Source organism: Neokomagataea anthophila, assembly GCF_018122595.1.
Classification (GTDB): Bacteria; Pseudomonadota; Alphaproteobacteria; order Acetobacterales; family Acetobacteraceae; genus Gluconobacter; species Gluconobacter anthophilus.
The window spans coordinates 467,073-492,602 of the sequence record NZ_JAGRQH010000001.1 but is presented as its reverse complement, the minus strand read 5'-3'; the positions used below and the strand labels follow the sequence as shown (position 1 = coordinate 492,602).

Annotated in this window: 21 protein-coding genes and 1 tRNA gene; 12 read left to right on the top strand and 10 right to left on the bottom strand. The window is 53.2% G+C overall.

Annotated elements, in window-relative coordinates; genetic code table 11:
* Positions 1 to 67: 67 nt before the first annotated feature.
* Entirely contained in the window at positions 68 to 1,486 is a 1,419-nt protein-coding gene (locus KB213_RS02185; protein ID WP_211680420.1) for a glycosyltransferase 61 family protein, read from the top strand.
* 114 nt (positions 1,487 to 1,600) lie between these two features.
* Here the strand turns inward: KB213_RS02185 and KB213_RS02180 are convergent, their stop codons facing one another.
* The 4 genes from KB213_RS02180 to mazG form a co-directional block, all read right to left on the bottom strand.
* The gene (locus KB213_RS02180) at positions 1,601 to 3,877 is read right to left on the bottom strand and encodes a TonB-dependent receptor (protein WP_211680419.1); all 2,277 of its coding nucleotides are present in this window, start codon (positions 3,875 to 3,877) and stop codon (positions 1,601 to 1,603) included.
* 158 nt (positions 3,878 to 4,035) lie between these two features.
* Entirely contained in the window at positions 4,036 to 5,178 is a 1,143-nt protein-coding gene (tgt, locus tag KB213_RS02175) for a tRNA guanosine(34) transglycosylase Tgt (RefSeq protein ID WP_211680571.1), read from the bottom strand.
* Between the two features lie 32 nt (positions 5,179 to 5,210).
* The gene (queA, locus tag KB213_RS02170; protein ID WP_211680418.1) at positions 5,211 to 6,254 is read right to left on the bottom strand and encodes a tRNA preQ1(34) S-adenosylmethionine ribosyltransferase-isomerase QueA; all 1,044 of its coding nucleotides are present in this window, start codon (positions 6,252 to 6,254) and stop codon (positions 5,211 to 5,213) included.
* 87 nt (positions 6,255 to 6,341) lie between these two features.
* The gene (gene mazG, locus KB213_RS02165; protein WP_211680417.1) at positions 6,342 to 7,127 is read right to left on the bottom strand and encodes a nucleoside triphosphate pyrophosphohydrolase; all 786 of its coding nucleotides are present in this window, start codon (positions 7,125 to 7,127) and stop codon (positions 6,342 to 6,344) included.
* A 107-nt stretch (positions 7,128 to 7,234) separates the two neighbouring features.
* Between mazG and argC the strand changes: the two genes are divergently transcribed.
* The 7 genes from argC (at position 7,235) to KB213_RS02130 (ending at position 14,444) form a co-directional block, all read left to right on the top strand.
* Complete coding sequence (argC, locus tag KB213_RS02160) at positions 7,235 to 8,134, top strand: N-acetyl-gamma-glutamyl-phosphate reductase (RefSeq protein ID WP_211680416.1); 900 nt, start codon at positions 7,235 to 7,237, stop codon at positions 8,132 to 8,134.
* A gap of 65 nt (positions 8,135 to 8,199) precedes the next feature.
* Positions 8,200 to 8,283 (top strand) — tRNA-Leu (locus KB213_RS02155).
* Between the two features lie 53 nt (positions 8,284 to 8,336).
* A complete protein-coding gene (locus KB213_RS02150; protein WP_211680415.1) occupies positions 8,337 to 9,494 on the top strand; it encodes a phosphoserine transaminase in 1,158 nt (385 codons plus the stop codon).
* On the top strand, positions 9,491 to 10,645 hold the full coding sequence (locus KB213_RS02145) for an ATP phosphoribosyltransferase regulatory subunit (protein ID WP_211680414.1): 1,155 nt from the start codon (positions 9,491 to 9,493) through the stop codon (positions 10,643 to 10,645). The genes KB213_RS02150 and KB213_RS02145 overlap by 4 nt, the downstream gene beginning before the upstream one ends.
* Positions 10,646 to 10,684: 39 nt before the next feature.
* Positions 10,685 to 11,974: an adenylosuccinate synthase gene (locus KB213_RS02140; protein ID WP_211680413.1), complete on the top strand. Its 1,290-nt coding sequence runs from the start codon at positions 10,685 to 10,687 to the stop codon at positions 11,972 to 11,974.
* Between the two features lie 91 nt (positions 11,975 to 12,065).
* Complete coding sequence (locus KB213_RS02135) at positions 12,066 to 14,003, top strand: serine/threonine-protein kinase (protein WP_211680412.1); 1,938 nt, start codon at positions 12,066 to 12,068, stop codon at positions 14,001 to 14,003.
* Between the two features lie 3 nt (positions 14,004 to 14,006).
* Positions 14,007 to 14,444, top strand: a complete 438-nt coding sequence (locus KB213_RS02130) for a hypothetical protein (protein WP_211680411.1) — start codon at positions 14,007 to 14,009, stop codon at positions 14,442 to 14,444.
* A gap of 18 nt (positions 14,445 to 14,462) precedes the next feature.
* Here the strand turns inward: KB213_RS02130 and ftsY are convergent, their stop codons facing one another.
* The 3 genes from ftsY to dapF form a co-directional block, all read right to left on the bottom strand.
* Positions 14,463 to 15,419: a signal recognition particle-docking protein FtsY gene (gene ftsY / locus KB213_RS02125; RefSeq protein WP_211680410.1), complete on the bottom strand. Its 957-nt coding sequence runs from the start codon at positions 15,417 to 15,419 to the stop codon at positions 14,463 to 14,465.
* A gap of 308 nt (positions 15,420 to 15,727) precedes the next feature.
* Complete coding sequence (locus KB213_RS02120) at positions 15,728 to 16,954, bottom strand: MiaB/RimO family radical SAM methylthiotransferase (protein ID WP_211680409.1); 1,227 nt, start codon at positions 16,952 to 16,954, stop codon at positions 15,728 to 15,730.
* Positions 16,951 to 17,745, bottom strand: coding sequence for a diaminopimelate epimerase (dapF, locus tag KB213_RS02115; protein ID WP_211680408.1), 795 nt, complete (start codon positions 17,743 to 17,745; stop codon positions 16,951 to 16,953). Before dapF ends, KB213_RS02120 begins: the two co-directional genes overlap by 4 nt.
* A 103-nt stretch (positions 17,746 to 17,848) precedes the next feature.
* Here dapF and KB213_RS02110 point away from each other — a divergent pair, with 103 nt between their 5' ends.
* The 3 genes from KB213_RS02110 (at position 17,849) to KB213_RS02100 (ending at position 21,769) form a co-directional block, all read left to right on the top strand.
* Positions 17,849 to 18,499: a methyltransferase domain-containing protein gene (locus KB213_RS02110; RefSeq protein ID WP_211680407.1), complete on the top strand. Its 651-nt coding sequence runs from the start codon at positions 17,849 to 17,851 to the stop codon at positions 18,497 to 18,499.
* 177 nt (positions 18,500 to 18,676) lie between these two features.
* Entirely contained in the window at positions 18,677 to 20,488 is a 1,812-nt protein-coding gene (locus KB213_RS02105) for a DEAD/DEAH box helicase (protein ID WP_211680406.1), read from the top strand.
* Between the two features lie 351 nt (positions 20,489 to 20,839).
* Positions 20,840 to 21,769 (top strand): hypothetical protein, encoded by a 930-nt coding sequence (locus tag KB213_RS02100; protein WP_211680405.1) that lies wholly within the window; start codon positions 20,840 to 20,842, stop codon positions 21,767 to 21,769.
* Between the two features lie 123 nt (positions 21,770 to 21,892).
* Here the strand turns inward: KB213_RS02100 and KB213_RS02095 are convergent, their stop codons facing one another.
* From KB213_RS02095 to KB213_RS02085, 3 genes are all read right to left on the bottom strand, one after another.
* Positions 21,893 to 23,143 carry an alkaline phosphatase family protein gene (locus KB213_RS02095; protein ID WP_211680404.1) on the bottom strand — a complete coding sequence of 417 codons (1,251 nt, stop codon included), beginning with the start codon at positions 23,141 to 23,143 and terminating at the stop codon, positions 21,893 to 21,895.
* Positions 23,144 to 23,208: 65 nt separating this feature from the next.
* Positions 23,209 to 23,868 carry a glutaredoxin 2 gene (gene grxB / locus KB213_RS02090; protein ID WP_211680403.1) on the bottom strand — a complete coding sequence of 220 codons (660 nt, stop codon included), beginning with the start codon at positions 23,866 to 23,868 and terminating at the stop codon, positions 23,209 to 23,211.
* Between the two features lie 210 nt (positions 23,869 to 24,078).
* Entirely contained in the window at positions 24,079 to 24,663 is a 585-nt protein-coding gene (locus tag KB213_RS02085; protein WP_211680402.1) for a YqgE/AlgH family protein, read from the bottom strand.
* Positions 24,664 to 24,763: 100 nt separating this feature from the next.
* Here KB213_RS02085 and KB213_RS02080 point away from each other — a divergent pair, with 100 nt between their 5' ends.
* Positions 24,764 to 25,519 (top strand): SDR family NAD(P)-dependent oxidoreductase, encoded by a 756-nt coding sequence (locus KB213_RS02080; RefSeq protein WP_211680570.1) that lies wholly within the window; start codon positions 24,764 to 24,766, stop codon positions 25,517 to 25,519.
* Positions 25,520 to 25,530: the final 11 nt, after the last annotated feature.

Here is a 25,530-nt window from a genome sequence, read left to right as displayed (position 1 = left end):
ATGCCTCTTGCAGAATTGAATTACTTTTTGCGATATTGAATTGTCTTTTGTCGATGTGGTCGTAAAAATGAATACTAATAATGTACAGGCTTATACTGACCTTTTTGGTTTAAAAATATTCAATGATGAACCAGAAATTAATGTAAGAAAAAATGTACTTTATATTCCAAGAGATCTTAATTTAACCGATCTTGATAAGAGCTTTGGGCTATATGATCGTTATGGACGACTAATTAGTGATGCAGGACCAAGAAGAGAGTGGCCAAATCATGCGGTTGGTCAATCTGATGTATCATGTATAGATCCTTCTGGGCGTCATGATGTAGCGCCTCGTGGTGATTATTTTTATGGAGGGCATGTAGGTACGCATTTTGGGCATTTTATTGCCGAAACATTACCTAGGTATTGGTGTGAAAAGAAATTTTTTCATAACAAAAAAATAGTAATACATAGTTCATATAATATAGATGAAATTTTTTCATCATATTTCATTAAAAAATTCTTTTCTTATTTGGATCTCTGTAAGGATAATTTTGTTATATTTAAAAGACCTACAATTATACCAAATATAATAATTTCAGGAACTTCTTTTGAAGAAAATCATTTTGCGCATAATGTTTTTGCATCTTTCTGTAATAAAATTGGTCGTGATTTTGGAGTAAACAATTTAAACGATAAACCAGTATATCTTTCAAGGTCACAATTTGGTTCTGGAATGAGGGTATTTGAATCTGAAAGTATTTTAGAAGAAAATTTAAAAAATAAAGGATTTAATATTGTGCATCCTCAAAAATTAACATTGGAAGAACAGATTTCTTTATTTTCTACAACAAGGCCTGTGTGTGGATTTATAGGTTCAGCATTTCATAATAGTATTTTTTCATCGTTTCCTATTGGGGTAGCACTGTGTCCAAATGGAAATTATTCTTCCAACTTTTTCTTGATGGATGAAATTAATCGTAGTCAAATAAGTTATGTACGAACGCCATACTTACATCAAAAATCGTCACAGGCACATTTTTCTATAGATGACCCAAAAAAAATGTCTGAATTTTTAGATGAAATGGTTTCGGGAAAAGTTTGGGAGCATAAAAAATCATATAAATTACCAGAAAATTTCGAAGAAAATTTTTGTTTACCACCGATGAAAATAAAAACCATTCATGGAAGCTTTCTTGGAACTCAACAACACACAGGTATTGTTCATGCACAATGCTTTGATAATAAATTAGATGATTTAATTTTTTCATATAAACATAAAAATGATCCTGTTGTATTTTTGGTAAATAAAAGAAATCAATGTTTGACTATTAATTACGATAATCGTTGTTCTAATATAGTTTCATATATTTCCATACCTCATGAAAAAGGTTTTTTCTTATTAAATTCAGAAACAAATCGTTTTTTATCAGCTGAGCCTAATGGAGAAATTAAGTGTGACCGTCTTGAGCCTAGTGATTGGGAGTTATTTGAATTTATTGATTGAGTTATTACATAAATATATTTTTCAATCTGACGTACTTGTGGTTGGACACTTAATTCTAGCAGGAGAAAGCGATATGGACTCATTATAAGTCCATATCGTCAGGGTATTGAGGTGTTAGAAGCGTGTATGGGCGCTGATGCCAATGATGCGTGGGTCATTGTACACGCCGGCCATATAGTTATCGATCACGCCTTTGAGGTTTTTGTTGTTGGTGATGTTACGAACGAACACGGCCATTTCATATTTTTTCCATGAATAACCGAGTTTCATACCCCCCTCAAAGTTACCGTTTGAGGTGAACTCTTTGGTCTTATACGGCACGAAGCTTGTATAGCCTTGGACGTTCCAATCTGTGGCCCAGAAGGCATCACCATGGCCGATGGGGAGGTCATAACGTGCGGTGAAGTTCAGGTTATAACGTGGTGCATTGGGAAGTGGGTTGCCGTTGATTTGTGCAAAGGTCGATCCGCGCACGTTAATCGTTGGGTTTTCAACCGTACAGACGACAGCGCCATTGAGAGCGCAGACTTGGGCGTAAACGCGTTTATCGTCAATTTCTGTGTGTAAGAGGCTGACGCCTGCGGTTAGTAAAAGGTTGGAGATGGGGCGAAGTTCGGCTTCACTTTCCATGCCCCAGCCGCGGGCTTTATTGGCGTTAAAGAGGACGCCGTTGCCGTTACTGTCATTGCCGTTGAGTTGGATGTTATCCACGACGTAGTAGAAGCCGTCTGTGTTCAGACGGAGGCGGTTATTCCAGAGCTGTGTTTTTAAGCCAGCTTCATAGGATGTGTTTGTTTCTGCATTGGCTGTTGTGAAGTCCGCATTGAAAACGGCGGAGCGGCCTTGAATGGTGGGGCCACGGAAACCGCGCGCAATGCGTGCGTAAGCGTTAACGTTGGATGTGAGTTGGTAAAGGGCGCTGACATCCCAGCTTGGTTTTGTTGCAGACAGGCGGACATAGCGGCGGCCTGTATAGGTTGCGACATTGGCAATGGTATTAGCCGTGTGCAGCAGCCATGTGTTTTTTGTGTCATTTGTCAGGCGTACGCCGCCGGTTAGGGTCAGGCGTTTGGTTAATTGGTAGCTGCTTTGTCCGAAAATACCCCATGATGTGTTTACGTCATGCAGGAGTACCCAGTTATTGGGGTTATGCGCCGCAGTGTTGAGGAAAAAGGCGCGTTGATCGAACTCTGTATTGTCATGTGAGTTAAAATACAGGCCACCAATTTGCCATTTCCAGCGGCCTTTATCGTTATTTGCGAGGCGGAGTTCTTCGGTCACTTGATCAAGTCCGCGCAGTCTTCCACGGGAGAGGCCGTATCCGTTCGGTACGCCGCGCACGGGGTAATTTGCAGCTGCGCCGCCATCGGTGTCACCCAAGCTCCAGCCGTGACTGGTTTCATAGGCGGTAATGGATGTTAACTTTACACTGTTAAGATCGTAGGCTGCATTAATGGAGCCGCCATAGGTGTGGTACGATTGGGGATTGTTTTGCCCTTCATCGTACTGAACGCTGTTGCGGTGAAAATCCTGGGGAACAGCGTTGGTGCCTTTTTGGATGGACTGGCGGTAAAACAGCGTAGAAGTGCCATCATAATCGCGGGCGTGGCCTGAAGCGAGGATGGAAAGGCGGGCTGTTGGTGTGAAGAGAAACTGCAACCGTGCGTCACGCTCATCAAAGCCGCCGAGTGCGTTTTTGCGTGGGGTGGCTGTGCCATCATCGGAGGGGCCAGCGAAGCGGTTATCGACCCAGTTATCGCGGTGTTGAAAGAGGCCAGAGAGGCGGAAGGAAAGGATATTCGCGAGGAGGGGGCCGCCAAAGCCGAGATCCATATTGGTGGTATTGTAGCTGCCGTAAGAGACATCGGCGCGGCCATGAAAGTCGTTTGTTGGCTTGTAGGAATCGAAGCGGATGGTCCCGGCGGTTGTGTTGCGTCCGAACAGGGAGCCTTGTGGGCCGCGTAGTACTTCGACTTGTTGAATATCGAAGGCTGGATTGGATTTGAGAACAACATGTTCCAGTACGACATCATCTTGAATGATGGAAACGGGCTGGGATGCGCCGAGGTAAAAGTCGTTATTGCCGAGGCCGCGAATATAGAAGCGTGGGAAGATGCGCCCGGTTGTGGATTCAACGTAAAGGCTGGGGCTGCGGCCGGAGAGGGAGAGTAATGTATCGGACCCGTCTGCTTGGAACATCCGCAGGGTATTGCCGTTGATGACGCTGGTTGAAATGGGGAGTTTTTGCAGATTTTCTTTGCGGTGTTCTGCGGTGACAATTACATTTTCAAGTGTTCCGTGGGGTTCGGAAGTATTCTTTGTTTGTGCATGGAGGCTGAGTGGTAGTGCTATGCACAGTAAGAGTGGCGAAATAGTTTTATGGTTTTTCACCCTGGGGGCCTTTTTCTAAAAGTGAAGCATCAATGCTCTCGGCCTGTCAGGTAGTGTGGTAGAAACATTAAGTCTTGTTAATTTTAAATGACGTTTTACTTAAGAAACAAAGCGAATGATATAAGGGAAAGCAATAAACCTTCCCTTATGGTAGGTATTTACTGATAAGAGGGCATTACCCACTCATCTTCGGACCAATCACCTTGCGCCCAGTCGGCACGCAGCTTGACGGCTAATTCGTTCAATGTGCCATCGACGATAGCAGCGCGAATTTGGCGCATAAGGCGTTGATAGTAGGCAAGATTATGAAGTGTCAGAAGCATCGGTCCGAGCATTTCTTTGGCGCGGAACAGGTGGTGCAGATAGGCGCGGCTGTAGCGTCCGGCCATGGGGCTATCATCATAAGGGGTGATGGGGCGAGTGTCTTCGGCAAAGCGTGCATTACGTAAATTGATAGTGCCGCGCTCAGTATAAGCGCGAGCGGTACGCCCTGCGCGTGAGGGCATGACGCAGTCGAACATATCGACGCCACGCATCACGGCGCCCAGCAAGTCATCTGGGGTGCCGACGCCCATGAGGTAACGTGCTTTATCTTCCGGCATCATGGGGGTGGTGAAATCGAGGGTGGAGAACATGAGGTCCTGCCCTTCACCCACGGCAAGGCCGCCAATGGCGTAACCTTCAAAGCCGATATCAGTCAGGGCTTTGATGGATTGGGCGCGGAGGTCGCGCTCGGTGCCGCCTTGGACGATGCCGAATTGGCCATAGCCGGGGCGGGCGATGAAGGCTTCACGGGAGCGGGCTGCCCATCGCATGGACATTTCCATGGATTTGCGCAGGGCTTCTGGTGTGGCGGGGAGTGCGGGGCATTCATCGAAAGCCATGGTGATGGTGGCATCCAGCTTATGCTGAATATCTGTGGAGCTTTCGGGGGTGAGGCGGTGGGCGCTGCCATCGATATGAGAGCGGAAGGTGACGCCGTCTTCATCTAATTGGCGTAGTGCGCCGAGGGACATGACTTGGAAGCCGCCGGAATCGGTGAGGATAGGGCCTTGCCAATCCATCATACGGTGCAGGCCGCCGAGCTTTGCCACGCGCTCTGCCGTGGGGCGGAGCATGAGGTGGTAGGTGTTGCCCAGAACAATGCCCGCGCCGGTGGAGCGGACGGAATCCATTGTCATGCCTTTGACGGTGCCGACAGTGCCGACGGGCATGAAGGTTGGGGTGGGGACGGTGCCGTGGCGTGTGTGCAGGTGGCCTGCACGGGCTTGGCCGCAGGTGCTTTCAGGCGTCCAGACCATTTTATCGGCATGTTGGGAGAAATCAGGCTTGCTCATTCGGCACGCTCCAGCAGGCAGGCATCGCCATAAGAATAAAAACGCATCTCTTCATTGATGGCGCGGGCATAGGCGGCACGCATGGTGTCTGTGCCGCTAAAGGCGCAGACGAGCATGAAGAGTGTTGAGCGCGGAAGGTGAAAATTGGTCATGAGGAGGTCCACCGCGCGGAAGCGATATCCGGGGCGGATGAAAATGGAGGTTTCACCGCGCCATGGGCGGACGGTGCCGTCTTCTTGTGCTGCACTTTCCAGAAGGCGCAGGGATGTGGTGCCGACGGCGATGACGCGGCCACCTTTGGCGCGGGTATCGTTGATCAGTTGGGCGGTTTCGGCATCAATTTCACCCCATTCCGCGTGCATACGGTGCTCTGAAATGGAGGAGCGTACGGGCAGGAAGGTGCCTGCGCCGACATGGAGGGTGAGTGTTTTGCGGGTTACGCCGCGTTCATCAAGAGCGGCGAGGAGCTCTGGTGTAAAGTGAAGACCGGCTGTTGGGGCGGCGACGGCGCCGCGCTTGTCTGAGAAGATGGTTTTGTAATCATCATCATCTTGCTGCGTTGGGCCGGAGGGGCGCTCAATATAGGGTGGAAGTGCGAGTGCACCGACGCGTTCTAGGAACGCGTCAAAGGCTTCTCCTTCAACGGAGAAGCGCATTTGGACGGCGCCGTCTCCTTCATTCTCGACGATTTCGGCTGTGACCGGATCATCACCGAAATCGAGCACATCACCGGAGCGGAGTTTGCGGGAGTTCCGGGCGAGGGCGTGCCAGCTTCCATCTGGTAAAATACGGTCAAGGGTAATGCCAATACGGGCTGTGCCGCGTGTGGCTGAAAGCTGCGCACGGATGACGGCAGTATCATTGGCAATGAGCAGATCGCCTTCCCGGAGGAGCGATGGGAGGTCCCGTACGATGCCGAGGGCAGAGGGGCCTTGTGCGGGAACGTGCAGAAGCCGTGCGCTATCTCTTGGCCGTGCGGGTTCTGTGGCGATGCAGGATCGGGGGAGGTCAAAGTCGAAAGGGGCAAGCTCATCGGTCATGCTCGGTTCTCTAGCAGGTTCCCGGCGTGCCGAGAATATTGTGGGGTGTACGGGGTGTTGGGGTGGTGCGTCTTTTTTTGAGAGTGTTTAGCCCATGCCGGGTTGTTTTTTAACGGCTTTCCAGAGGGCTTCTAGGGTTGGGAGGTCTTGTTCTGGCATGGTTTTGCCGTCTTGGGCGAGGGCGGCTTCCATGGCTTCAAAGCGGCGGGTGAATTTTGCGTTGCTGCGGCGCAGGGCGGCTTCGGGGTCAATCTTCATTTTGCGGGCTAGGCTGGCGACGGTGAAAAGAACATCGCCGAGTTCATCTTCGATCCGGTCTGGGTCACCGCCCATCTCAGCTTCGAGTTCAGCAATTTCGCCTTTGACGGCTTGGAAAACGCCCTGTGCGCCATCCCAGTCAAAGCCAACGCGCTCTGCCCGGGAGCAAATCTTTGCGGCGCGGGAGAGGGCTGGGAGAGAGGCGGCTATGCCTGCGAGGGCACCGAATTCGGAGCGGCCGCGGCGTTCGGTTTCTTTGATATTTTCCCAGTTTCCACGCTCTGCGCCGGGGGAGAAGATATGGGGGTGGCGGCGTTCCATCTTGTCGGCGATGGTGCGGGCGACATCGTCAAAATTGAACTGTCCGGCTTCTTGGGCCATTTGAGCTTGGAATACGACCTGTAGGAGCAGGTCTCCCAACTCATCGGGGAGGGCTGCATGGTCAGCCCGTGCGATGGCATCTAGGACTTCATAGGCTTCTTCAATGGCGAAGGGGGCAATGGTTTGAGGGGTCTGAGCGATGTCCCAAGGGCAGCCATTTTGTGGGTCACGGAGGCGGCGCATGATGGTCAGAAGACGGTCTATTTGGCGTTCTTCAGCGTGGGGAGCGGTCATGGCGGGCCCTTGGGGTGAGAGGAAAAGATGACAGTGTCGTCTTCGCTCTCTACAATAAGCCTGACAGAGAATGGACCCCCTAATTCAGGATGGCAGGAGCAAAGCACATGGCGCGGATCTTTATCGATGGTGAAGCAGGGACGACGGGGCTCGGTATTCGCCAGCGTATTGAAGCGCTGCCGTCTGGTTTAGGGTTTGAGATTCTATCGATTGATCCGGCACTGCGTAAGGATTCTGAGGCACGTAAAGAGATGTTGCGTCAGGCGGATGTGGCAATCTTGTGCTTGCCGGATGATGCGGCGCGTGAGGCTGTGGCCTTGGGTGAAGGACTGGATGTGCGGTTCTTGGACGCATCAACGGCGCATCGGCGTGCGGATGGTTGGGTCTATGGTTTCCCAGAGATGGATGCAGAGCAATCTGCACGTGTTGCGGCGGCGCGGCATGTGTCAAACCCGGGTTGTTATCCAACGGGGGCGATTGCTTTACTGCGGCCTTTGGTGGCGGCAGGTGTGATACCGGCGGATCATCCGATCTCGGTTAATGCTGTATCGGGCTATAGCGGCGCTGGGCGGAGTGCGATTGAAGCGCATGAGCGTGAGGGTGGGCCGGCCTTTTTGCTGTATGGGTTAGGGCTACAACATAAGCATGTGCCGGAGATTCAGCATTATTCAGGCTTGAGTCATGCGCCGATTTTTGTGCCGTCCGTTGGGCATTTTGCGCAGGGGATGATTGTTTCTATTCCGCTGCATCTGCGGAGTTTGCCCTCAGGGGCGACGGCGGCTGAAATCGAAGCGATTTTGCTTAAGGCTTATGCGGGCAGTGATGTTGTGCGGGTTCTGCCTGCTGAGCCAACATTGTTAGCTGATAGTTTGGCGGGCACGGATGCTATGGAGCTTCGGGTGCATAGTGATGGCGAAAAACTGCTGCTTACGGCGCGTTTAGACAATTTGGGGAAAGGCGCTTCAGGTGCGGCAATCCAAAATTTACGCCTTATGTGCGGGAAATAATGGATTAAGGGGCTTTTGGCCTCTAGCCCTGCCTGATGAAATGCAGTATGGTGCCTCCGTTCCATGCGAGTGTGGCGGAACGGTAGACGCAGTCGATTCAAAATCGACCGCCGAAAGGCGTGGGGGTTCGAATCCCCCCTCTCGCACCAGATATTGCCCTGCCCAAGTGGCAGGGCATCGAACCGCCCAGCTTGGAACGTTCATGAATAAACCGACCGTAAGACCTCATCGCCCGTTCTTCTCGTCAGGTCCGTGTGCGAAGCGCCCTGGTTGGTCTCTTTCCGCTCTCGATAATGCATTATTAGGTCGGTCTCATCGTGCCCCGGAAGGGCGAGCACGTTTGAAAGACGTTATTGCGCGGTCGCGTGATGTGTTGGGTGTGCCGGATGATTGGCGTGTGGGGGTTGTTCCTGCGTCAGATACCGGGGCTGTAGAGATGATTCTCTGGTCCTTGGCGGGGCAGCGTGGTGTGGATGTACTCTCTTTTGAGAGTTTTACTGCCACATGGGCACATGATTTGCGGGATGTTCTCGCGCTCCCGGACATACGCGTCTTTGATGCGCCTTATGGTCAATTGCCAGATTTAACGGCGGTGGATTGGTCGCGTGATGTTGTCTTCGCGTGGAATGGGACGACATCGGGTGTGCGTTTGCCGCATGCGGATGTAATCCCGGCGCAGCATGATGGTTTGGCGATTTGTGACGCCACATCCGCTGCGTTTGCGATGGATCTGCCGTGGGATCGCCTCGATGTGGTGACGTGGTCTTGGCAAAAAGCGCTGGGCGGGGAAGCAGCCCATGGGATGGTGGCGATTAGCCCGCGTGCTGCTGAGCGTTTGCAGCAGCCTGCACCGCGGCCTTTGCCTAAGATTTTCCGTCTGGCGAATAAGAAGGGTTTGATTGAGGGTATTTTCGTTGGGGATACCATCAACACGCCGTCCATGCTCTGTGTGGAAGATGCGTTGGATTCCTTACGCTGGGCGCAGGATGTGGGTGGTTTGCCAGCTCTGAAGGCGCGTGCGGAAGGTAATCTTGCCGTTATTGCGGCATGGGTGGAGCGTTCTGATTGGATTTCGTTCTTGGCAGAAAAGTCAGAGGAACGGTCTTGCACCTCCATATGCTTGAAAATTACAGCACCGTGGTTTGTGGCGTTAGAGCGTGATGTGCAGATGAAGGTCGTCAAGCATTTGACGAGCCTCGTGGCTGCAGAAGATGCTGGGTATGATCTGGCCTCTTACCGCGATGCGCCGCTTGGGCTGCGTATTTGGGGCGGTGCGACGGTAGAGCGTGCTGATATTGAAACTCTTCTGCCTTGGTTGGACTGGGCGTATGAAGAAACGCGGGAGGCTTTTGCCGCATGAGTTCATTTGACGAAATCCTGACGCAGGGTGCTCGTGGTGATGCGCTGCTTCCTTCCGGTTTTGCGGATCTGTTGCCGGGAGAGGCGGAAGCGGAAGCACGCGGTATTGCGTGTGTGATGGAGGCTTTTTCACGGCATGGGTATCAGCGGGTTCGCCCGCCGATGCTTGAGTTTGAAAATGCTCTGCTGAATGGTGCGGGCTCTGCTCTGCAAAATCAGACCTTCCGTCTGATGGATCCGAACTCCCATCGTATGATGGCGCTGCGCCCGGATATGACGACGCAAATTGCGCGCATTGCGCAGATTCGCCTGGCGGATGCGCCACGGCCTTTGCGTTTGTCGTATTCTGGAAGTTGCATTGTTGTTGGTACGCCGGGGCGTGAGACGGACCGTCAGGTGTCTCAAGCTGGTATTGAGCTGATCGGCCCGGATTCTGCTGTGGCGGATGCTGAAGTGATTGCGCTGGGTGCGCAGGCCTTGGATGAGCTGGGCATTGCGGATGTTTCATTTGATCTGTCTATGCCAGCTCTGGCGCTGGGTGTGATTGACGGAGCGATTGCGGAGAAGGACCGTGCGGCGCTTTTGCACGCGCTGGACCGTAAAGATGCTGGCGCTGTGGCTGCGTTGGGTGGTTCGATTGCGGAGACGCTGTTGGCGCTGTTGCGGGCGGCAGGGCCAGCAGATCGTGCGCTAGAGATTTTGCGCGGTTTGGCTTTGCCGGAAGCTGTGCGGCCGCATTTGGATCGTTTGGTTGAATCCATCGCAGCGCTGCGTGCGCGTCGTCCGGGTATTCGTCTGACGGTGGATCCGGTGGAGTTCCGAGGCTGGCAATACCATACAGGACTATGCGTTACGGTGTTTGCCGCGGGATCGCGTGAGGAATTGGGGCGTGGTGGGCGTTATCTTGCTGGTTCAGAGCCTGCATGTGGTTTGACGTTGCGTCCACAAGCTTTGTTACGTGCTGCCCCGCTTCCCCCGGCGCGCCCGCGCTGCTATGTGCCGCTTGAGATATCCGGTGATGCGCTTTCGGCGCTGCACACTCAAGGTTTTGCAACGGTATCTGCTTTGGCGCAAGATGCGCAATTGGAAGCAGAGGCGTTGCGCTTGTCTTGCACGCATTTTTGGCGTGATGGCGCGGCTCACGCGCTGTAATCTGTTGTTCGTTTTTGATTCTTCGAGGAAAGCAAGCCCATGTCCAACGTCACCGTAATCGGCACCCAATGGGGCGATGAGGGTAAAGGTAAGATTGTGGACTGGCTTGCCAGCCGCGCCGATATCGTTGTTCGTTTCCAAGGCGGCCATAATGCGGGTCATACGCTGGTGGTGGGTGAGCAGGTTTACAAGCTCTCTCTGCTGCCATCCGGCTTGGTGCGCGGTAAGGTTGGTGTGATTGGGAATGGTGTGGTTGTTGACCCCCATGCCCTGATGACCGAAATCGACCGTGTGAGCGCACAGGGTCTGGTTGTAAATCCAGAAACCTTATGGATTGCTGAGACAGCGCCGCTGATTCTGCCTGTGCATGGTGCGCTTGATCGTGCGCGTGAAGCAGCGCGTGGTGAGCATAAGATTGGCACAACGGGTCGTGGTATTGGTCCGGCTTATGAAGATAAGGTGGCGCGTCGCGCTATTCGTATCTGTGACTTGTCTGAGCCAGAAACGTTGGACTGGAAGCTGGATGAGCTGTTGTTGCACCACAACACGCTTCTGGCAGGTTTAGGGGCAGATACCTTCACGAAGGAAGAGATTAAGGCATGGTTGGCTGAGATTGCGCCCCGCCTGTTGTCTTTCGCATGCCCAGTTTGGGACCGTTTGGATGAGGCACGTCGCGCTGGTCGTCGTATCCTGTTTGAAGGTGCGCAGGCTGTCATGCTGGACGTGGATCATGGCACGTACCCGTATGTGACGAGTTCAAACACCATTGCGGCTGTTGCGGCATCTGGTGCGGGTGTGGGCCCGTCTTCCATCGGTTTTGTGCTGGGTATTGCAAAAGCATATACGACGCGCGTTGGTGAAGGCCCGTTCCCGACAGAACTGAATGATGATATTGGCCGTACGATCGGTGAGCGTGGTCATGAATTTGGCACGGTGACGGGGCGTTCACGCCGTTGTGGTTGGTTTGATGCTGTGATGGTACGCCGTGCATGCCGCGTTGGTGGTGTGTCGGGCATTGCGCTGACCAAGCTTGATATTCTGGATGGTCTGGACGAGATTTCCATCTGCACCGGGTATGAGTTGGACGGAGAGAAGATCAACTTCTTCCCATCAGCTCCGGGCGCTCAGGCACGGGTACGCCCTGTTTATGAAACGATGCCGGGCTGGCAGGAAACGACAGCTGGTGCGCGTTCATGGGCAGAACTGCCAGCGCAAGCCATCAAATATGTACGCCGCATTGAGGAATTGATTGAAGCGCCGGTGACGTTGCTTTCAACCAGTCCAGAGCGTGATGACACCATCCTGATGCGTGATCCGTTCGAAGACTAATTACTGCGGTTATAACGTCCCCTGTTAACGCTCCATCAAGGGTTCTTCTGGCATTATAGGCTGGAAGAGCCGTTGGGGGCGGTGAAGGGGTATGACTGCGGCAGATGAGATTCTTATTGGTGGGCGTTATAATGTCCGCTTAGACCGGCCGATGCCCCCAGTAGGGGGGTGTAATGCATATGCTGCGCATGATGTGAGTGTGCCGGGGGCGCCGCTATTGGCGCTGGCTCCACAGACCTTACGGGCACGGTGGCCCGAATATGCGTTGTATCGTCATGGTAGTGTGATTCCGTTTCAGGCGCAGGAATACCATGACGGGGCAATATGGGTGATTTGCTCACCATTGCCCGGCCCGGCTTTATCAGCTGGGTTTACACCTTGGCCAGAAAGCCAACTGATTGAGAGTGTTATTCGGCCTATTGCTGAATTGCTCATGCATCTTGATAGTTTGGGCATGACTTGTCGGGCATTGAGACCCGATAATGTGTTTCAAGAGCAGGGTAGTCGCCGTCTTTTTCTGGGCCCATTGGGTTTGACGCCTCCGGCTGTGCATCAGCCAATTGTTTTTGAACCGTTATCGTCAGCCGTCTGTGCGCCTCATCAGCGTGGTGATGGAACCATTGCGTGTGATGTCTTTGCGCTTGGTGTGATTATTTTGATGCTGTGTACGGGCAAGGTTCCTTTGGAAGGCTTGTCTGATGAGGAAATTCTACAGCGGCGTTTTGAGCGTGGATCAGCGGCAGTGTATATGGCAGGGGCTAATATTCCTGTCGGTTTGGTGTCTTTGTTGCAGGCGATGTTATCCGATACGCCAGAGTACCGGCCCGCGCCGAAAGATTTGGTGACGATTGCACCGAGTAAAATGTTTTCTTCCCGTAGCAGAACTTTGGCTCGGGTACCGTTGGTTATTGAAGGGCATCAGTTACGGACGCCGCAAGCGGTGGCATGGTTCGCCGCGCGTTATTCAGACACGTTTTTATCGCTTTTAAAGCGGCGGGTCATTGGTAAGTGGCTGCATCATGAGTTGGATCTTGTAGATGTTGCGCGTCATATCGAGCGGTTGGTTGTTGTTGGTGGGGCTGTTGGGGCGGTCAGTTCAAAAACATGGATTCTGATGCAGGCGGTTTCGCTGTTGGATCCGACGGCGCCGTTATGTTGGGGAGAACGGTGGTTTTGGCCGCAGGCTTTGCCACAAATGATGGCCAATGCTTTGTTGCAAGAAGACGAATCTTCTTTGCGGCAAGATGTTTTTGGTTTTGTGGGGCTGTTGATTGGAACGCCGGATTTATTGAATAAGGCCCAGCTTTCTCCGTCTTTGAAGCAGCCCTTGCAGTATTTTCTACGTTTGGCCCGGCAGTCTCCCATGAAGGGGCAGGAGCAGGGGCGCCGGATTGTTTATCATGCGAACCACTATCAGCCATGTTTGTCGGAGCAGTGCTGGGAGCAGCGGATTATTCAATCTGTAGGGTTGGCTCGTTGGTTAGAAAAACGATGCGAGGGGCAGAATTCTTGGCCCAATGATTCGTTGTTGGATAAGCATATGCGCAGTTTTTTGAATGTGCATGCGACATTGGGCTTGATGCGTCCCATTGTAGAGGCCCCTGTGATGGGGCGTGCAGTGTGGATGTCAGATTTGCAGATGATTGCGCGGGTTCAGCAGAAATCTGACACGGGTTCGTTGCCGAATATCGCGCGGAAAGCGTTGCCGCATTTAAAAGAAGAGCTGCGTGCATGGCGTAGTAAGACACTCCGCGAGCAGAAATATGCACAATTGGAACAATTGGCGCAGCGGGGGGATTTATGGGCTTTGTTGTGCTTTGTACAAGATCCTGGGGATTTAGCGCGTGATAAGGCGCAGGCGCAGGATGCGGAGCGGGAGGTGGAAGCGATCCGTGCTTATCTTGGGCAAGAGGCGGAGCGCTTGAATATGACGCAGCAGCATGCCCGGAATTTGGGTGAGTTCTGCTGCCTTTTAATGGGCATTGTGGTGGCGATGTCGAGCATTTGGTATGAATTTTGTGGGCATTAGACCATGAAGCGTGGTGCTGTCTTCCCTGACTTGCGATGGTGGCATGGTCTCTTTTTAGGGGCTGGTTTGATGTATTGCCCCGGTGTTGTGTTGGTGCTGTGCGTCTTGCTGTTGCCTGTTGCGGTGTTAATGATGATCGACACGCGAGCGGATCGTCAGCGCTTGGTGATTATGTTGTTTTATATTGGCGCGGTGATGGTTGGGCCGCTGCACCATGTTTGGGTCGAGCGTGGGGCATGGTTGGCGTGTGTACGCACGATTGAAGACGAAACTGTTTTGATTCTGGATTGGTGCGCTTTAGCGCTCGCGTGGTTGGTGTCTGAAATATCGGCTGTAGTTGCCCGTTTTATAGGGGGACAACGGATTCGGGCAGAGCGGATCAGATTAGAAAAGAGGGTTACAGCGTTGGAGGAAGAGTGGGGGCTGAACACTAGCATTTAATGTTCAGCCCTGAGTTGTTTAAGTTTCGTCGTGCTCGTTTTGGGTTTCGACCAAGCGAGCGGCGAGATCACTATCCCCTCCAACAAGACCGCGTGCGTATTCTTCCGCGAGGAATGGGCGCAGGTCTTCTACTTGTTCACCCACGCCAACCAGATGGACCGGCAGACCAAATTGCTCTGCTAGGGCGACGACAATACCGCCACGGGCTGAGCCATCCAGTTTGGTGACGATTAGGCCGGTGACATTGACCAATTCGCGGAAGACGCGGACCTGTTCAATGGCGTTCTGGCCGGTTGTGGCGTCCAGCACAAGGAGCACGGAGTGAGGGGCCGTTTCGTCAAATTTCCGCATGACGCGGATAATTTTGGCCAATTCTTCCATGAGTGCGCTTTTATTGTGCAAGCGCCCTGCGGTGTCGATTAAGAGAAGGTCGGCCTGTTCTTCGGTCGCGCGTTTGAGGCCGTCAAATGCGAGGCCGGCGGCGTCTGCGCCATGTTTGCCGGAGATGACGGGGACAGTGCTGCGTTTTCCCCAGACTTCTAATTGTTCGACGGCAGCAGCGCGGAAAGTATCGCCCGCAACGAGCATGACTTTCTTGCCTTCTTCGGAATAATGGCGCGCCATTTTGCCGATGGTGGTGGTTTTGCCAACGCCATTGACCCCGACGACCAGTACGACATGCGGCTTACGGGATGTATCAATCGTGAAGGGTTGTGCGACAGGATTGAGTACCTGTGCGATCTCGTGGGCGAGGGCCTCACGGATTTCATCGCTGGTGACGTCTTTTCCGAAGCGAGAACGCCGGAAATTTTCGATGACGCGTTGTGCGATTGCGGGGCCGAGATCGGCAGCAATCAGCTCGTCCTCAAGTTCCTCAAGTGCAGCTTCGTCGAGCCGACGATGCGTAAAGACCGCGCCAAGCCGTGCGCTTGAACGGGACAAACCCTGTTTTAGTCGAGAGAAAAATCCAGCCATAATTGGGAGTTCGGACAGGTTGGGCTTCGCGTCAAGCCTTGGAAGGGGATTTAGGAAATTTTCTCATGTGTTTTGGTGTGATGAACTGTTTTTTTTGGGAAAAAAAATAGGACGATAGGCTTTGTTACTGTGGAAGCATTTTATTCTTTTTTGGAAAAAAAACCAAAAAACTTTTGATTGTTGGGGTCTCATATTTTCCTATGTCGGGGAACCATTATGCAAGTGTCTTGGGGGGTATGACGGTATAGCGTCACAAACTATTGGAACATTAAAGCTCTCTCATCTTTACGACGGACAGAACCAGCACCTTAGCCCTGTAGGGTGCCGAAGAGAGTTCCGTTTTCGACATATTCGACATGAACGGGAGCCAAAGTACCGCGTGGGGGCGATGTCTCTGGGTCGATCAAGCGCAATGGGGCGAAGCTGGCGATGTGGCCTTGGGCGGGGGTTTCAATGAGCACAGCTTGTTGGGTGCCGACAAATTGCGTCAGGAATTCGGTTTTATTGCGTTCACCGGCATCACGCAGGAGGGCAGCACGGGCTTGGCGTTCTGCATTGGGGACGGCGGGCATACGGGCGGCCGGGGTTTCTGGGCGTTCGCTGTAAGGAAACACGTGCAGGAAAGGGATTTTCTGCGTTTCAATGAAGGAGAGGGTTTCTTGGAACAGCGTATCGGTTTCGGTTGGGAAGCCGGCGATGAGGTCTGCGCCGATGCCGATTTCTGGGCGGATGGCGCGGATGCGGTCCAAGCTATGGGCAACGCTGCTGGTGGTGTGGCGGCGCTTCATGCGTTTGAGGATCAGGTCAGAGCCAGCCTGTAGGGAGAGGTGTAGGTGCGGCATGAGGCGTGGCTCATTCTCAAGAAGCCACCAGAGGTCAGCATCGCCTTTGTCTGGGTCGAGTACGACGGGGTCTACTGAGGAAAGGCGTAGGCGCTGGAGGGCTGGGAGTTCTTTTAAGAGGGAGCGGCAAATATGGCCAAAGCCTTCACCGTTGGGGCCGCGCCATGAGGCTACGTCTACACCCGTGAGTACAATTTCTAGGTGGCCAGCATCGACGAGGGCTTGAGCGCGTTCGAGTGCTTCTGGCAGGGGGGTGGAGCGTGAATCGCCGCGGCCATAGGGAATGATGCAGAAGGTGCAGCGGTGATCGCAGCCTTGTTGCACTTGCAAGAGGGCGCGGGCGTGGCGTGAAGGCGGAGTGCTGGGGCGTTGGGCTTGTGTCTGCGGTGTGCCCCAGTGTTTGGGGTTCAGTTTATCGGTGTTTTTGACCACGCGGGAGACGCCGGGAAGGACTGTCCATTTTTCTTCCGCGACTTCAGACGCGCAACCGGTGACGACAATTTTGGCATTGGGGTTTTCGCGGTGAGCGCGGCGGATGGCTTGGCGTGCTTGGCGCTCTGCGGTGGCGGTGACGGCACAGGTATTGACGATGATGGTGTCTTCGGCGTTTTCGCCTTCTGCCAGATGCGCCATGACGTCACTTTCATGGGCGTTGAGGCGGCAACCAAAAGTGAGAACCTTGGGTGACGTCATGAGAGTGTTCCCTCAAAAACGCGGGTAGCAGGGCCGGTCATCCAGACAGTGCCGTCATCGCGCCAGTCAATATGCAGTGTGCCGCCATCGACATCGACCGTACAGGCGCGTTCTGTCAGGCCGCGTCGGGCTGCGTTGACGACAGCAGCGCAAGCACCAGAACCGCAAGCTGGGGTGAGGCCTGCACCACGCTCCCAGACACGCAAGCGCATATGTGTTGGGGAAAGGATTTCCGCAAAGCCGATATTGGCGCGTTCTGGGAACAGGGGGGCATGTTCAAGAATGGGGCCGAGGGTTTCAGCGTCTTGGGTGCCATGAAAGAGGGTGGCGTGTGGGTTGCCCATGGAGCAAGCTGCGGCAGGGTGTGGTGTGATGCCCTGCACGGGCAAATTCAGCGTGTCGCACGCATGGTTGAGAGGGATCTCCTGCCAGTCCAAACGTGGCGCTCCCATATTGACGGTGATCATGTCTCCTTGCCGAGAGGTGGAGAGGAGACCTGCGTGCGTTTGGAGTGTGGGGGCTGAGAGGTCCTGTAAGTAGAGGGCGACGCAGCGTGAGGCATTGCCACAAGCACCGGCTTCTGAGCCATCCGGGTTAAAAAAGCGCACAAAAATATCGGCCCCGTCATGAGTGGGGGCGCTGAGCAGGACCAGTTGATCACAGCCGATTCCCAATCTCCGGTCGCAGAGATGTTTAATCATATCTGTGCTGGGCACAGAGTGAGAGTGGCGTGTGTCGATAACAACAAAATCGTTACCGAGTCCGTGCATTTTCGTGAAGGATAGAGTCATGGCGGGGGTCTTCTAGCGCATGTGGCGGGTTGACGCACGGAGAACATGATTTACGGGAGAGAGGATTTCTAAGTGACCGGGTTATAAATCGAGGAGAGGTGGAATGAGCAAGGTAGAACAGCTTGAAGGGTTTCATGCCGCAGCCTTTACGCGCGTTGATGATGCGCCGGATGCGGCGTTTTATGCAGACCGCCTGCCCGATACATTGATGGATTTGGGGGCGCGTACGGCGGTTACGGCCTTGTATCAGACAGCGTTGCCGGTTGGGGGGCGTGTTCTGGATCTGATGGCTGGCTCTTTGAGCCATTATCCGGAAGAAGCAAAGTTTTCTGAGGCGACAGGGCTGGGGGTGACGAAAACAACCCTTGAAGCGAATCCTGTTTTGACGAAGCGTAAAGTGCAGGATTTAAACGAAAATCCGATTCTGCCCTTTGAAGATCAGAGTTTAGATGCGGTGACGCTCTGTGATGGTGTGGCGTATTTGACCCAACCTTTAGCCGTTTTTGATGAGCTACACCGTGTGTTAAAGCCCGGTGCACCGCTGATTGTGACGTTTGGGGATAGTTTCTACCCGCAGAAGGCCGTTGCGCTTTGGCAGGCTTTAGAAGCAGAAGATCGTAGCCGTCTGATAAGTATTCTGCTATCTCGTGCTGGATTCGTGGATCTTGATACAGGGGAAGTGGTCCCTCCAGAAGATCTTAACGGCTGGCACGACACGGTTCGTGCCTTGATTGGGCGTCGTTCACGCGATTAAACATGCCCAATTGATCGTTCACGCGGCGAAGAGCTGTGCTGGAGGGGGGATGTCAGGAGGGGCAGACCAATACCTTTCGGTATTTTACTGGCTTTTTGACGCATAAGTCTCTATCCCACCCCTCCCTGCCGCCGCATTTTTGACGTCGGCGTGACGTTTGTCGAGTAATTGTTGCCCATGTTGTCTTCCGATATCCATCCCGCACTCAAACGCGCGCTTGAAGCACGCGGTTACGAACAGCTTACGCCTGTTCAGGAAGCTGTTTTACAGCCGGGACTTGATGAGCGGGATCTGCTGGTGTCGGCTCAGACAGGATCAGGCAAAACGGTTGCTTTTGGCATCGCGATTGCGCCGACTCTTCTGGGCGAAGCTGAGCGTCTTGCACCATCCCCACAGCCTATGGCGCTTGTTATTGCCCCAACGCGTGAACTCGCGATTCAGGTGCAAAATGAGCTTGAATGGCTTTATGCTGATACTGGCGCACGTATTGCGAGCTGCATTGGTGGCACCGATGCGCGCCGTGAAGCACGTGAACTGAACCGTGGCGCTCATATCGTTGTGGGAACGCCGGGCCGTTTGTGTGATCACCTTTCTCGTGGTGCCCTTGATCTGAGCGCTGTGCGTTGCGTCGTACTCGACGAAGCGGATGAGATGCTCGATATGGGCTTCCGTGATGAGTTGGAGCAGTTGCTGGATGGTGCTCCGGCTGAGCGTCGTACGTTGCTGTTCTCTGCGACAATCGCACGTGAAATTGTTTCTCTGGCAAAGCGTTACCAGAAGAATGCTGCACGTGTTGATACGGTCAGCGGTGCGAAGCAGCATAGCGATATTACGTATCGTGCGGTTGTGACGGCTCCTCAGGAAATCGAACGTTCTTTGGTGAATGTTCTGCGTTTCTATGAAAGCCCAACGGCGATGGTGTTCTGTAACACCCGTATGATGGTGAATCAGGTTCAGGCCGCTCTGCTGGAGCGTGGCTTTGCATCAGTCGCTATCTCTGGTGAGATGGGACAAAATGAGCGTAGCCGCGCTATTGAGAGCCTGCGTTCTGGTCAAGCTCGTGTTTGTGTTGCGACGGACGTTGCGGCACGTGGTATTGACGTACCAGCGCTGAATCTTGTGATTCATGCGAGCATTCCAACATCAGCTGAAACACTGCTTCACCGTTCAGGCCGTACCGGTCGTGCGGGCCGTAAGGGTACCAGCGTTGTTATGGTGCCATTCAGCCAGCGCCGCCGTGCTGAGCGCCTTTTGGCATTGGCAAAGCTGAATGCATCATGGGATGCTGTTCCAACGGCAGACGCGATTGCAGAGCAAGATGCACAACGTTTGCTTGAAGACCCAATTTTGACGGCAGCTTCTGGTGAAACAGATGATGCGCTGGTCACGAAGATTGCGGAAACGCATGACGCGAAGGCTTTGGCCGCAGCATTGGTTGGTATGTACCGTGCGCGTCTGCCAGGTGTTGAAGCGCTGCGCCCTGTCTCTATTGAGGCACCGCGTCGTGAACGCGGCGAACGTGGTGAGCGCGCAGAACGCGCGCCGCGTGAAGAGCGTGTTATGGCTGGCCAGTGGTTCCGTATGGGCGTTGGCCGTACGGAGCGTGCAGATCCGAAGTGGCTGATCCCGCTGATTTGCCGTTTGGGTGGTGTGCAGAAGCGTGAAATCGGTAGCATCCGTATCGATCAAGAGCAGACACACTTCCAAATCGCGGATGAAAGCGTTGATCGCTTTAAGTCCTGCCTTGCTGGTGCAGATGCTGATGAAGTGACGATTGAAGCCTCAGAAGCGCCACAGGGTGGTGGCTACGGTGCGCGTGGTCGTAATCCGGGCGAAGGCAAGCGTTTTGGTAAGGGTGGCCCACGTGGTGGTGCTGGTGGCGGCTATAAGGGCCGTGGTGGTGCAGGTCCGAACCGCTCCCGCCCAGAAGGCGGCTCACGTGGTGGCCGTCCGACAGGTGATGGCTCTAGCCGCCGTCGTCGCCCATAACGAAAACGAAATAAAACTTTTTTCTTTTACTTTAAAGAAAGAGTTGTTTTCTCTGTTATTCCTTGCCACTAAAGTCATGGTGGCAGGGAAAAGCAGTACCACCACCATGTGGTGGGAGCCGTCATATCCTCGGATGTGACGGTTTTTTATTATAGAGCAATATTTTGTATCAAATAGCCTGCTTCGGGGTGGTGTCTATTTGTACTGTTTTTGCAACGACTTCACGAATATTGCTCATCTCGATAATGTTTGAGGAGATGATGATTGACGTTCTGCACGTATCTTAAAAAGAATAGGTTTTCTTTTAGGTTGTGTTCAGAGCAGAGGTTAAAACCCTTCGCTATTATTGCTGTGTTATTTTCGGCTGGTGTTGCTCAGGCGAATGACCAGCGTCAGTCCTTGAATGACTTTTGGGTGACTGGGTCGTTGTATTCCTCGACGGCGGCGACACTGCCACAAGGGAGTGCGTTCTTTGAGCCGTATTTATGGAATGTGATGTCTTACGGCACGTACTCGGCCAGAGGGCAGCATCAGTCAGGGCCAGTGGTGAATCATGTACGCTCTTTTAACCCACTTTATTATGGCTTGACCTCGAACCTTATGGTCGGGGTGAAGGCTAATTTTGGCTATAATAGTAGCCGTGCTTTTGCACCATATCGTGGGATTCACGTGGGTGATGTTGCTGTGAAAATGCAATATCGGATTTGGCATCCGCCGAAGGAAAGCTCTTTGCCGACAGTGTCGTTGGACTTTCAAGAAACACTACCGGTTGAGCGTATTGACCATCTATCAGAATCCGCGAACCCGATTGGGTCGGGTGTGTTTAGTGAGCAGCTTTCGGTTTTTGCACAGTCTTATGTTTGGTTGCCGAATGGTCGCTTAGATCGTGTGCGGTTGAATTACTCTTATGTTGTGCCGACGGGGCGCCATCTTGAAGGGCGTTCTGTTTATGGAACATTGCCGGGTTTTGAAGGGCATGTTTCCGTTGGGCAGGGTTCGGTGTTTAATCTGTCAAACGAGTACAGCATTACCAAGCATTGGGTTTTTGCGACGGATTTTATCGTGTCGCAGAGTGATGCTGTGCGTGTGCATGGACGGAGTAAGGGGGGGAGTGTGTTCCAAGATAATGCGCCGGCTTCTTACTCGCTCATGATTGCGCCAGCTTTGGAGTATAATATTACGGGGATGGTGGGTGTGATCGCAGGTGCGGGCATCACATTCCAAGGGCGTAATACGGCTGCGAGTGTAACGCCGATGCTGGCGGTGAACTGGAGTTTGTAACGCTTGGTTCGTCGTTTTTTTATGAGGGTGGATAGGCTGCCCCAATGTGCCAGATAGGTGGTGTTGGGGGAGAGTTGAAGCAGGCTGAGAAGGTGACCTCTCAGCCTGTATTGGTATGAAGGTTTAGGTTGGGTTCATGGTCAGCAAAGGCACGAAGGGTGCTAATGTGCCGTCATTTGGCTGAGCTTGAACTTTGAGCAACTGCATGACCAATGGGTAGACATCTACGTTGTCAAAAGGGGCGAGGACTTTGCCAGCCGGGAAGTCCGGTCCGGAAGCAACGAATAGGGCATTCATGTCCGGAGAAGCAGGGTCATAGCCATGATCGCCCTTAATGGGAGGGTGGTTGGCAGCGGGCTTTGTTTTGAGCACGACCCAGCCCGGATCCGCTAAGCAGATATAATCTGGCACGCGTGGGTTGGTGCCGTAGTGCAGGCGCTCAGGGATTTCGCCTTTGCGCCAGCACTGCATGTGGTCATGCTTATGGAGCAATCCGGCTTCGAGCACTTTGGTCTTGCCCGGCTGGGCGTTGACGCCAGCGTACGCGCCGCCGGTGATAAAGTTAAACGATGCTGCCGGTGCGACCTTATCCAAAACGATGAAGTGGTTGTCTCCAATCTCGGACATGCCGTGATCAGCAACGACGATGACGTCGGCTTTGATGTGGCGGCTGGCAAGGCCTTCCATCAGGCGGTTAACGCCTTCATCGACATCGCGCAGGGCATCATTGACCTGTGGTGAGTTGGGGCCAAAGTGGTGCCCGTTTGTATCGGTTGTGTTGAAGTAGAGGGTCGCGAAGCGAGGGCGGTCTTTGGCAGGAACATCAAACCAGCTGAGGAGTTTGTTAACGCGCTGATCATCCGTCATGCTTTTATCAAAAGCGCTGTAATCATCGGGGCGGATGCCGTGGATTTCGCTTTCGGAGCCAGGCCAGAACATGGTGGCGACTTTGAGTCCCTGTTTTTTGGCTGTGACCCAAATTGGCTCGGCTTCATCCCACCAGTAGGATTCTTTGCTGGCCATTGTGAAGGTGACGCCGGGGTGAGCGGGGTCCGTCATTGTATTGCCGACGATGCCGTGATGGTCGGGGCGCAAACCGGTCACCAGCGTATAGTGGTTTGGGAAGGTGATGGAGGGGAAAGAAGGGTGCATCGCGGTGGTGGTGATGCCGTTTTGTGCGATGGCAGCGATATGGGGCGTCAGCCCACGGGAGAGATACTCCGTCCGGAAGCCATCGAGTGACACCAGAATGACCGGTGTTGGTTCGGTGGCGGTATTATCTTGTGATGTCTGCGGCGTGGTCGCACAGCCGGAGAGCAAGGACCCGGCGAGGAGCGCGCCGAGGGAGAGGAGGGAAGAAAAACGCATTTTCATAGTGTTTCTTTACGCCAAATTGTTATGGGCGAGGCAATGGGTTGTACAAAAAGTTTCTGTGACGGTTAGACGGCGAAGACCTCTAACAAGGGTACACGCGCTCGTTCGCTCATGGTGTGGCGATAGGCATCAACTTCAACTGGGTAGTGAATTCCGCGAATGAGCGACAGGCTGCGCAGTTGAGCGAAGAGATGCAGGTCATCGTAAGATAAAGTGCCGTTTACGGCGCTAGGGGATTGGATCAGAGGGGCAAGCTCTAGGAGCTTTTGGTTGATGTGCTGAATGTCGTCCGTGCTGTTGTCCAGAATAATGCCGAAAGGATGTTCGGCCCTTTCTTTGCGGCGGATGAAGTTGGCGCGTGCGGACGTGGTGGAAAACTCTGGGAATGGGGCAGAGGCTACGCGCGGTATGAGAAGTTTATAAGCAGGTGCGGCAATGCTGGAGAGCCATTGAGTGATGGCGTCATTGAGTGGGCCGGTGAGGAGTGGTGTGGGGGCGCTCTTCTCAATATGTGCGATGATATCGAGGCTTTCGGGCATGAAAGTCCCGTTTTCTTCAAGGATTGGTACAACTTTACGCCCAACCATCTCGGTTGGGCCAGTCGTGTCATCATGGAGGAAAATACGCTTTTCGAAAGGCAGTGCATGCAATCCGAAAATCATACGCGCTTTTACGCAGAATGGGCAGTGTTCATACACATGGAGGATGGGCAATGCGGAGGACATAACCAGATGCTTTCTGCCAAGACTATAGAGGGGAGAGTATAAGCGACTCTCTTATATTCGGGCGCATCTTTTTGTTCATGATACCGTGACAAAGATGGAGGGCATTTTATAGCCCATTCTGTTGGGTGCCTTTTGGATTAAGAGAGTGGTGTGATTTCCTTGGGTAGAGCAGTGGGTAAATTATTGTCAGTGGAGCGTTTCTGACAAGCTTTAGGCTTCTCCGGTATGGGGAGAGAGGCGCAATGGGTCGATCTGAATAGAGGTGAGGGCTTTGCGCCATTTATCGGCGTATTGTGTGCTGAAGATGAGGTCTTGGTCTGCGGGGGCAACGAGCCATGAGGAGTCTTTTAAGATCTCATTTTCCAACTGACCGGCAGACCAAGAGGCATGACCAAGTGCCATGATAGCGCGTTCGGGGCCTTTTCCGGCGGCGATCTCTTTGAGGATGTCTAAATTGGCGGTGAGACGCGTATTGTCCGTGACGGTGATGCCGCCTTCATGTTGCCAGTCTGCGCTGTGGAGGATAAAGCCGCGGTCATGATCAACGGGGCCACCGAGGCAGAGTGGGAGAGCGCGCTTGGGTGGATTAGGTTCTACGGAGAGTTGGCTAAAAATCTCCCCAATCGAAGGTTTGAAGACGCGCTTATTGATAATGAGGCCCATGGCCCCTTGGGTGGTAGAGTGGCTGCATACATAGATGACACTCTGGGCAAAAAAGGTGTCAGCGAGTTGAGGGGCTGCGATGAGCAGTTTCCCAGTGAGGTTTTCGTTCTGTCCGGAGAAAGTGTTCGTCATCCGTGTAACATGCGAGAATTTCGCCTTTGTTTGCAAGCATTTGTCATGAATAATGACGGAATCGCATCGTATTCAATGGGTGCAGTTGGTGGAGGGTAAGATGTCTCAAACAGTATTGGTGACGGGGGCTACGGCGGGTTTTGGTCGTGCTATTACCGAGAGATTGGTGCGAGATGGGCATCGGGTCATTGCGACGGGGCGTCGTACAGAGCGTTTAGAAGCATTGCGTGCGGAGTTGGGAGGTCATGTTCTTCCTGTGACGTTGGACATGCAGGACAAAGCTGCGCTGCGTGCGTTGCCAGAGCGGTTACCGTCGGGTTGGGACGTGGTGGATGTGCTGATCAATAATGCGGGTTTGGCGTTAGGTGTTGATCGGGCACAGGATTCGAATCCTGATGATTGGGAAACGATGATTGCCACGAATGTGTCTGGTGTTGTGGAACTGACGCGGGCCTTTTTGCCGCAAATGGTGGCGCGTAATGCTGGGTATATCATGACGCTTGGTAGTACGGCGGGGACATATCCGTATATGGGCGGAAATGTTTACGGGGCGACCAAAGCATTTGTGAGCCAGTTTAGCCGTAATCTCCGCACGGATGTGTTGGGCACGAAAATCCGTGTGACGAATATTGAGCCGGGCCTATGTGGTGGCAGTGAGTTCAGCAATGTGCGTTTGCGCGATGATGCGAAGGCTGAAGCTGTTTATGCGGGGACGACGCCCTTGCAGCCTGAAGACATTGCAGAGACGGTCTCATGGCTGGTGCGTTTGCCGTGGCATATGAATGTGAATTCGATGGAGATTATGCCGGTCTGTCAGGCTTCAGGTGGTTTGGCGGTTAATAAAACGGTTGGATGATGTGACCGTGT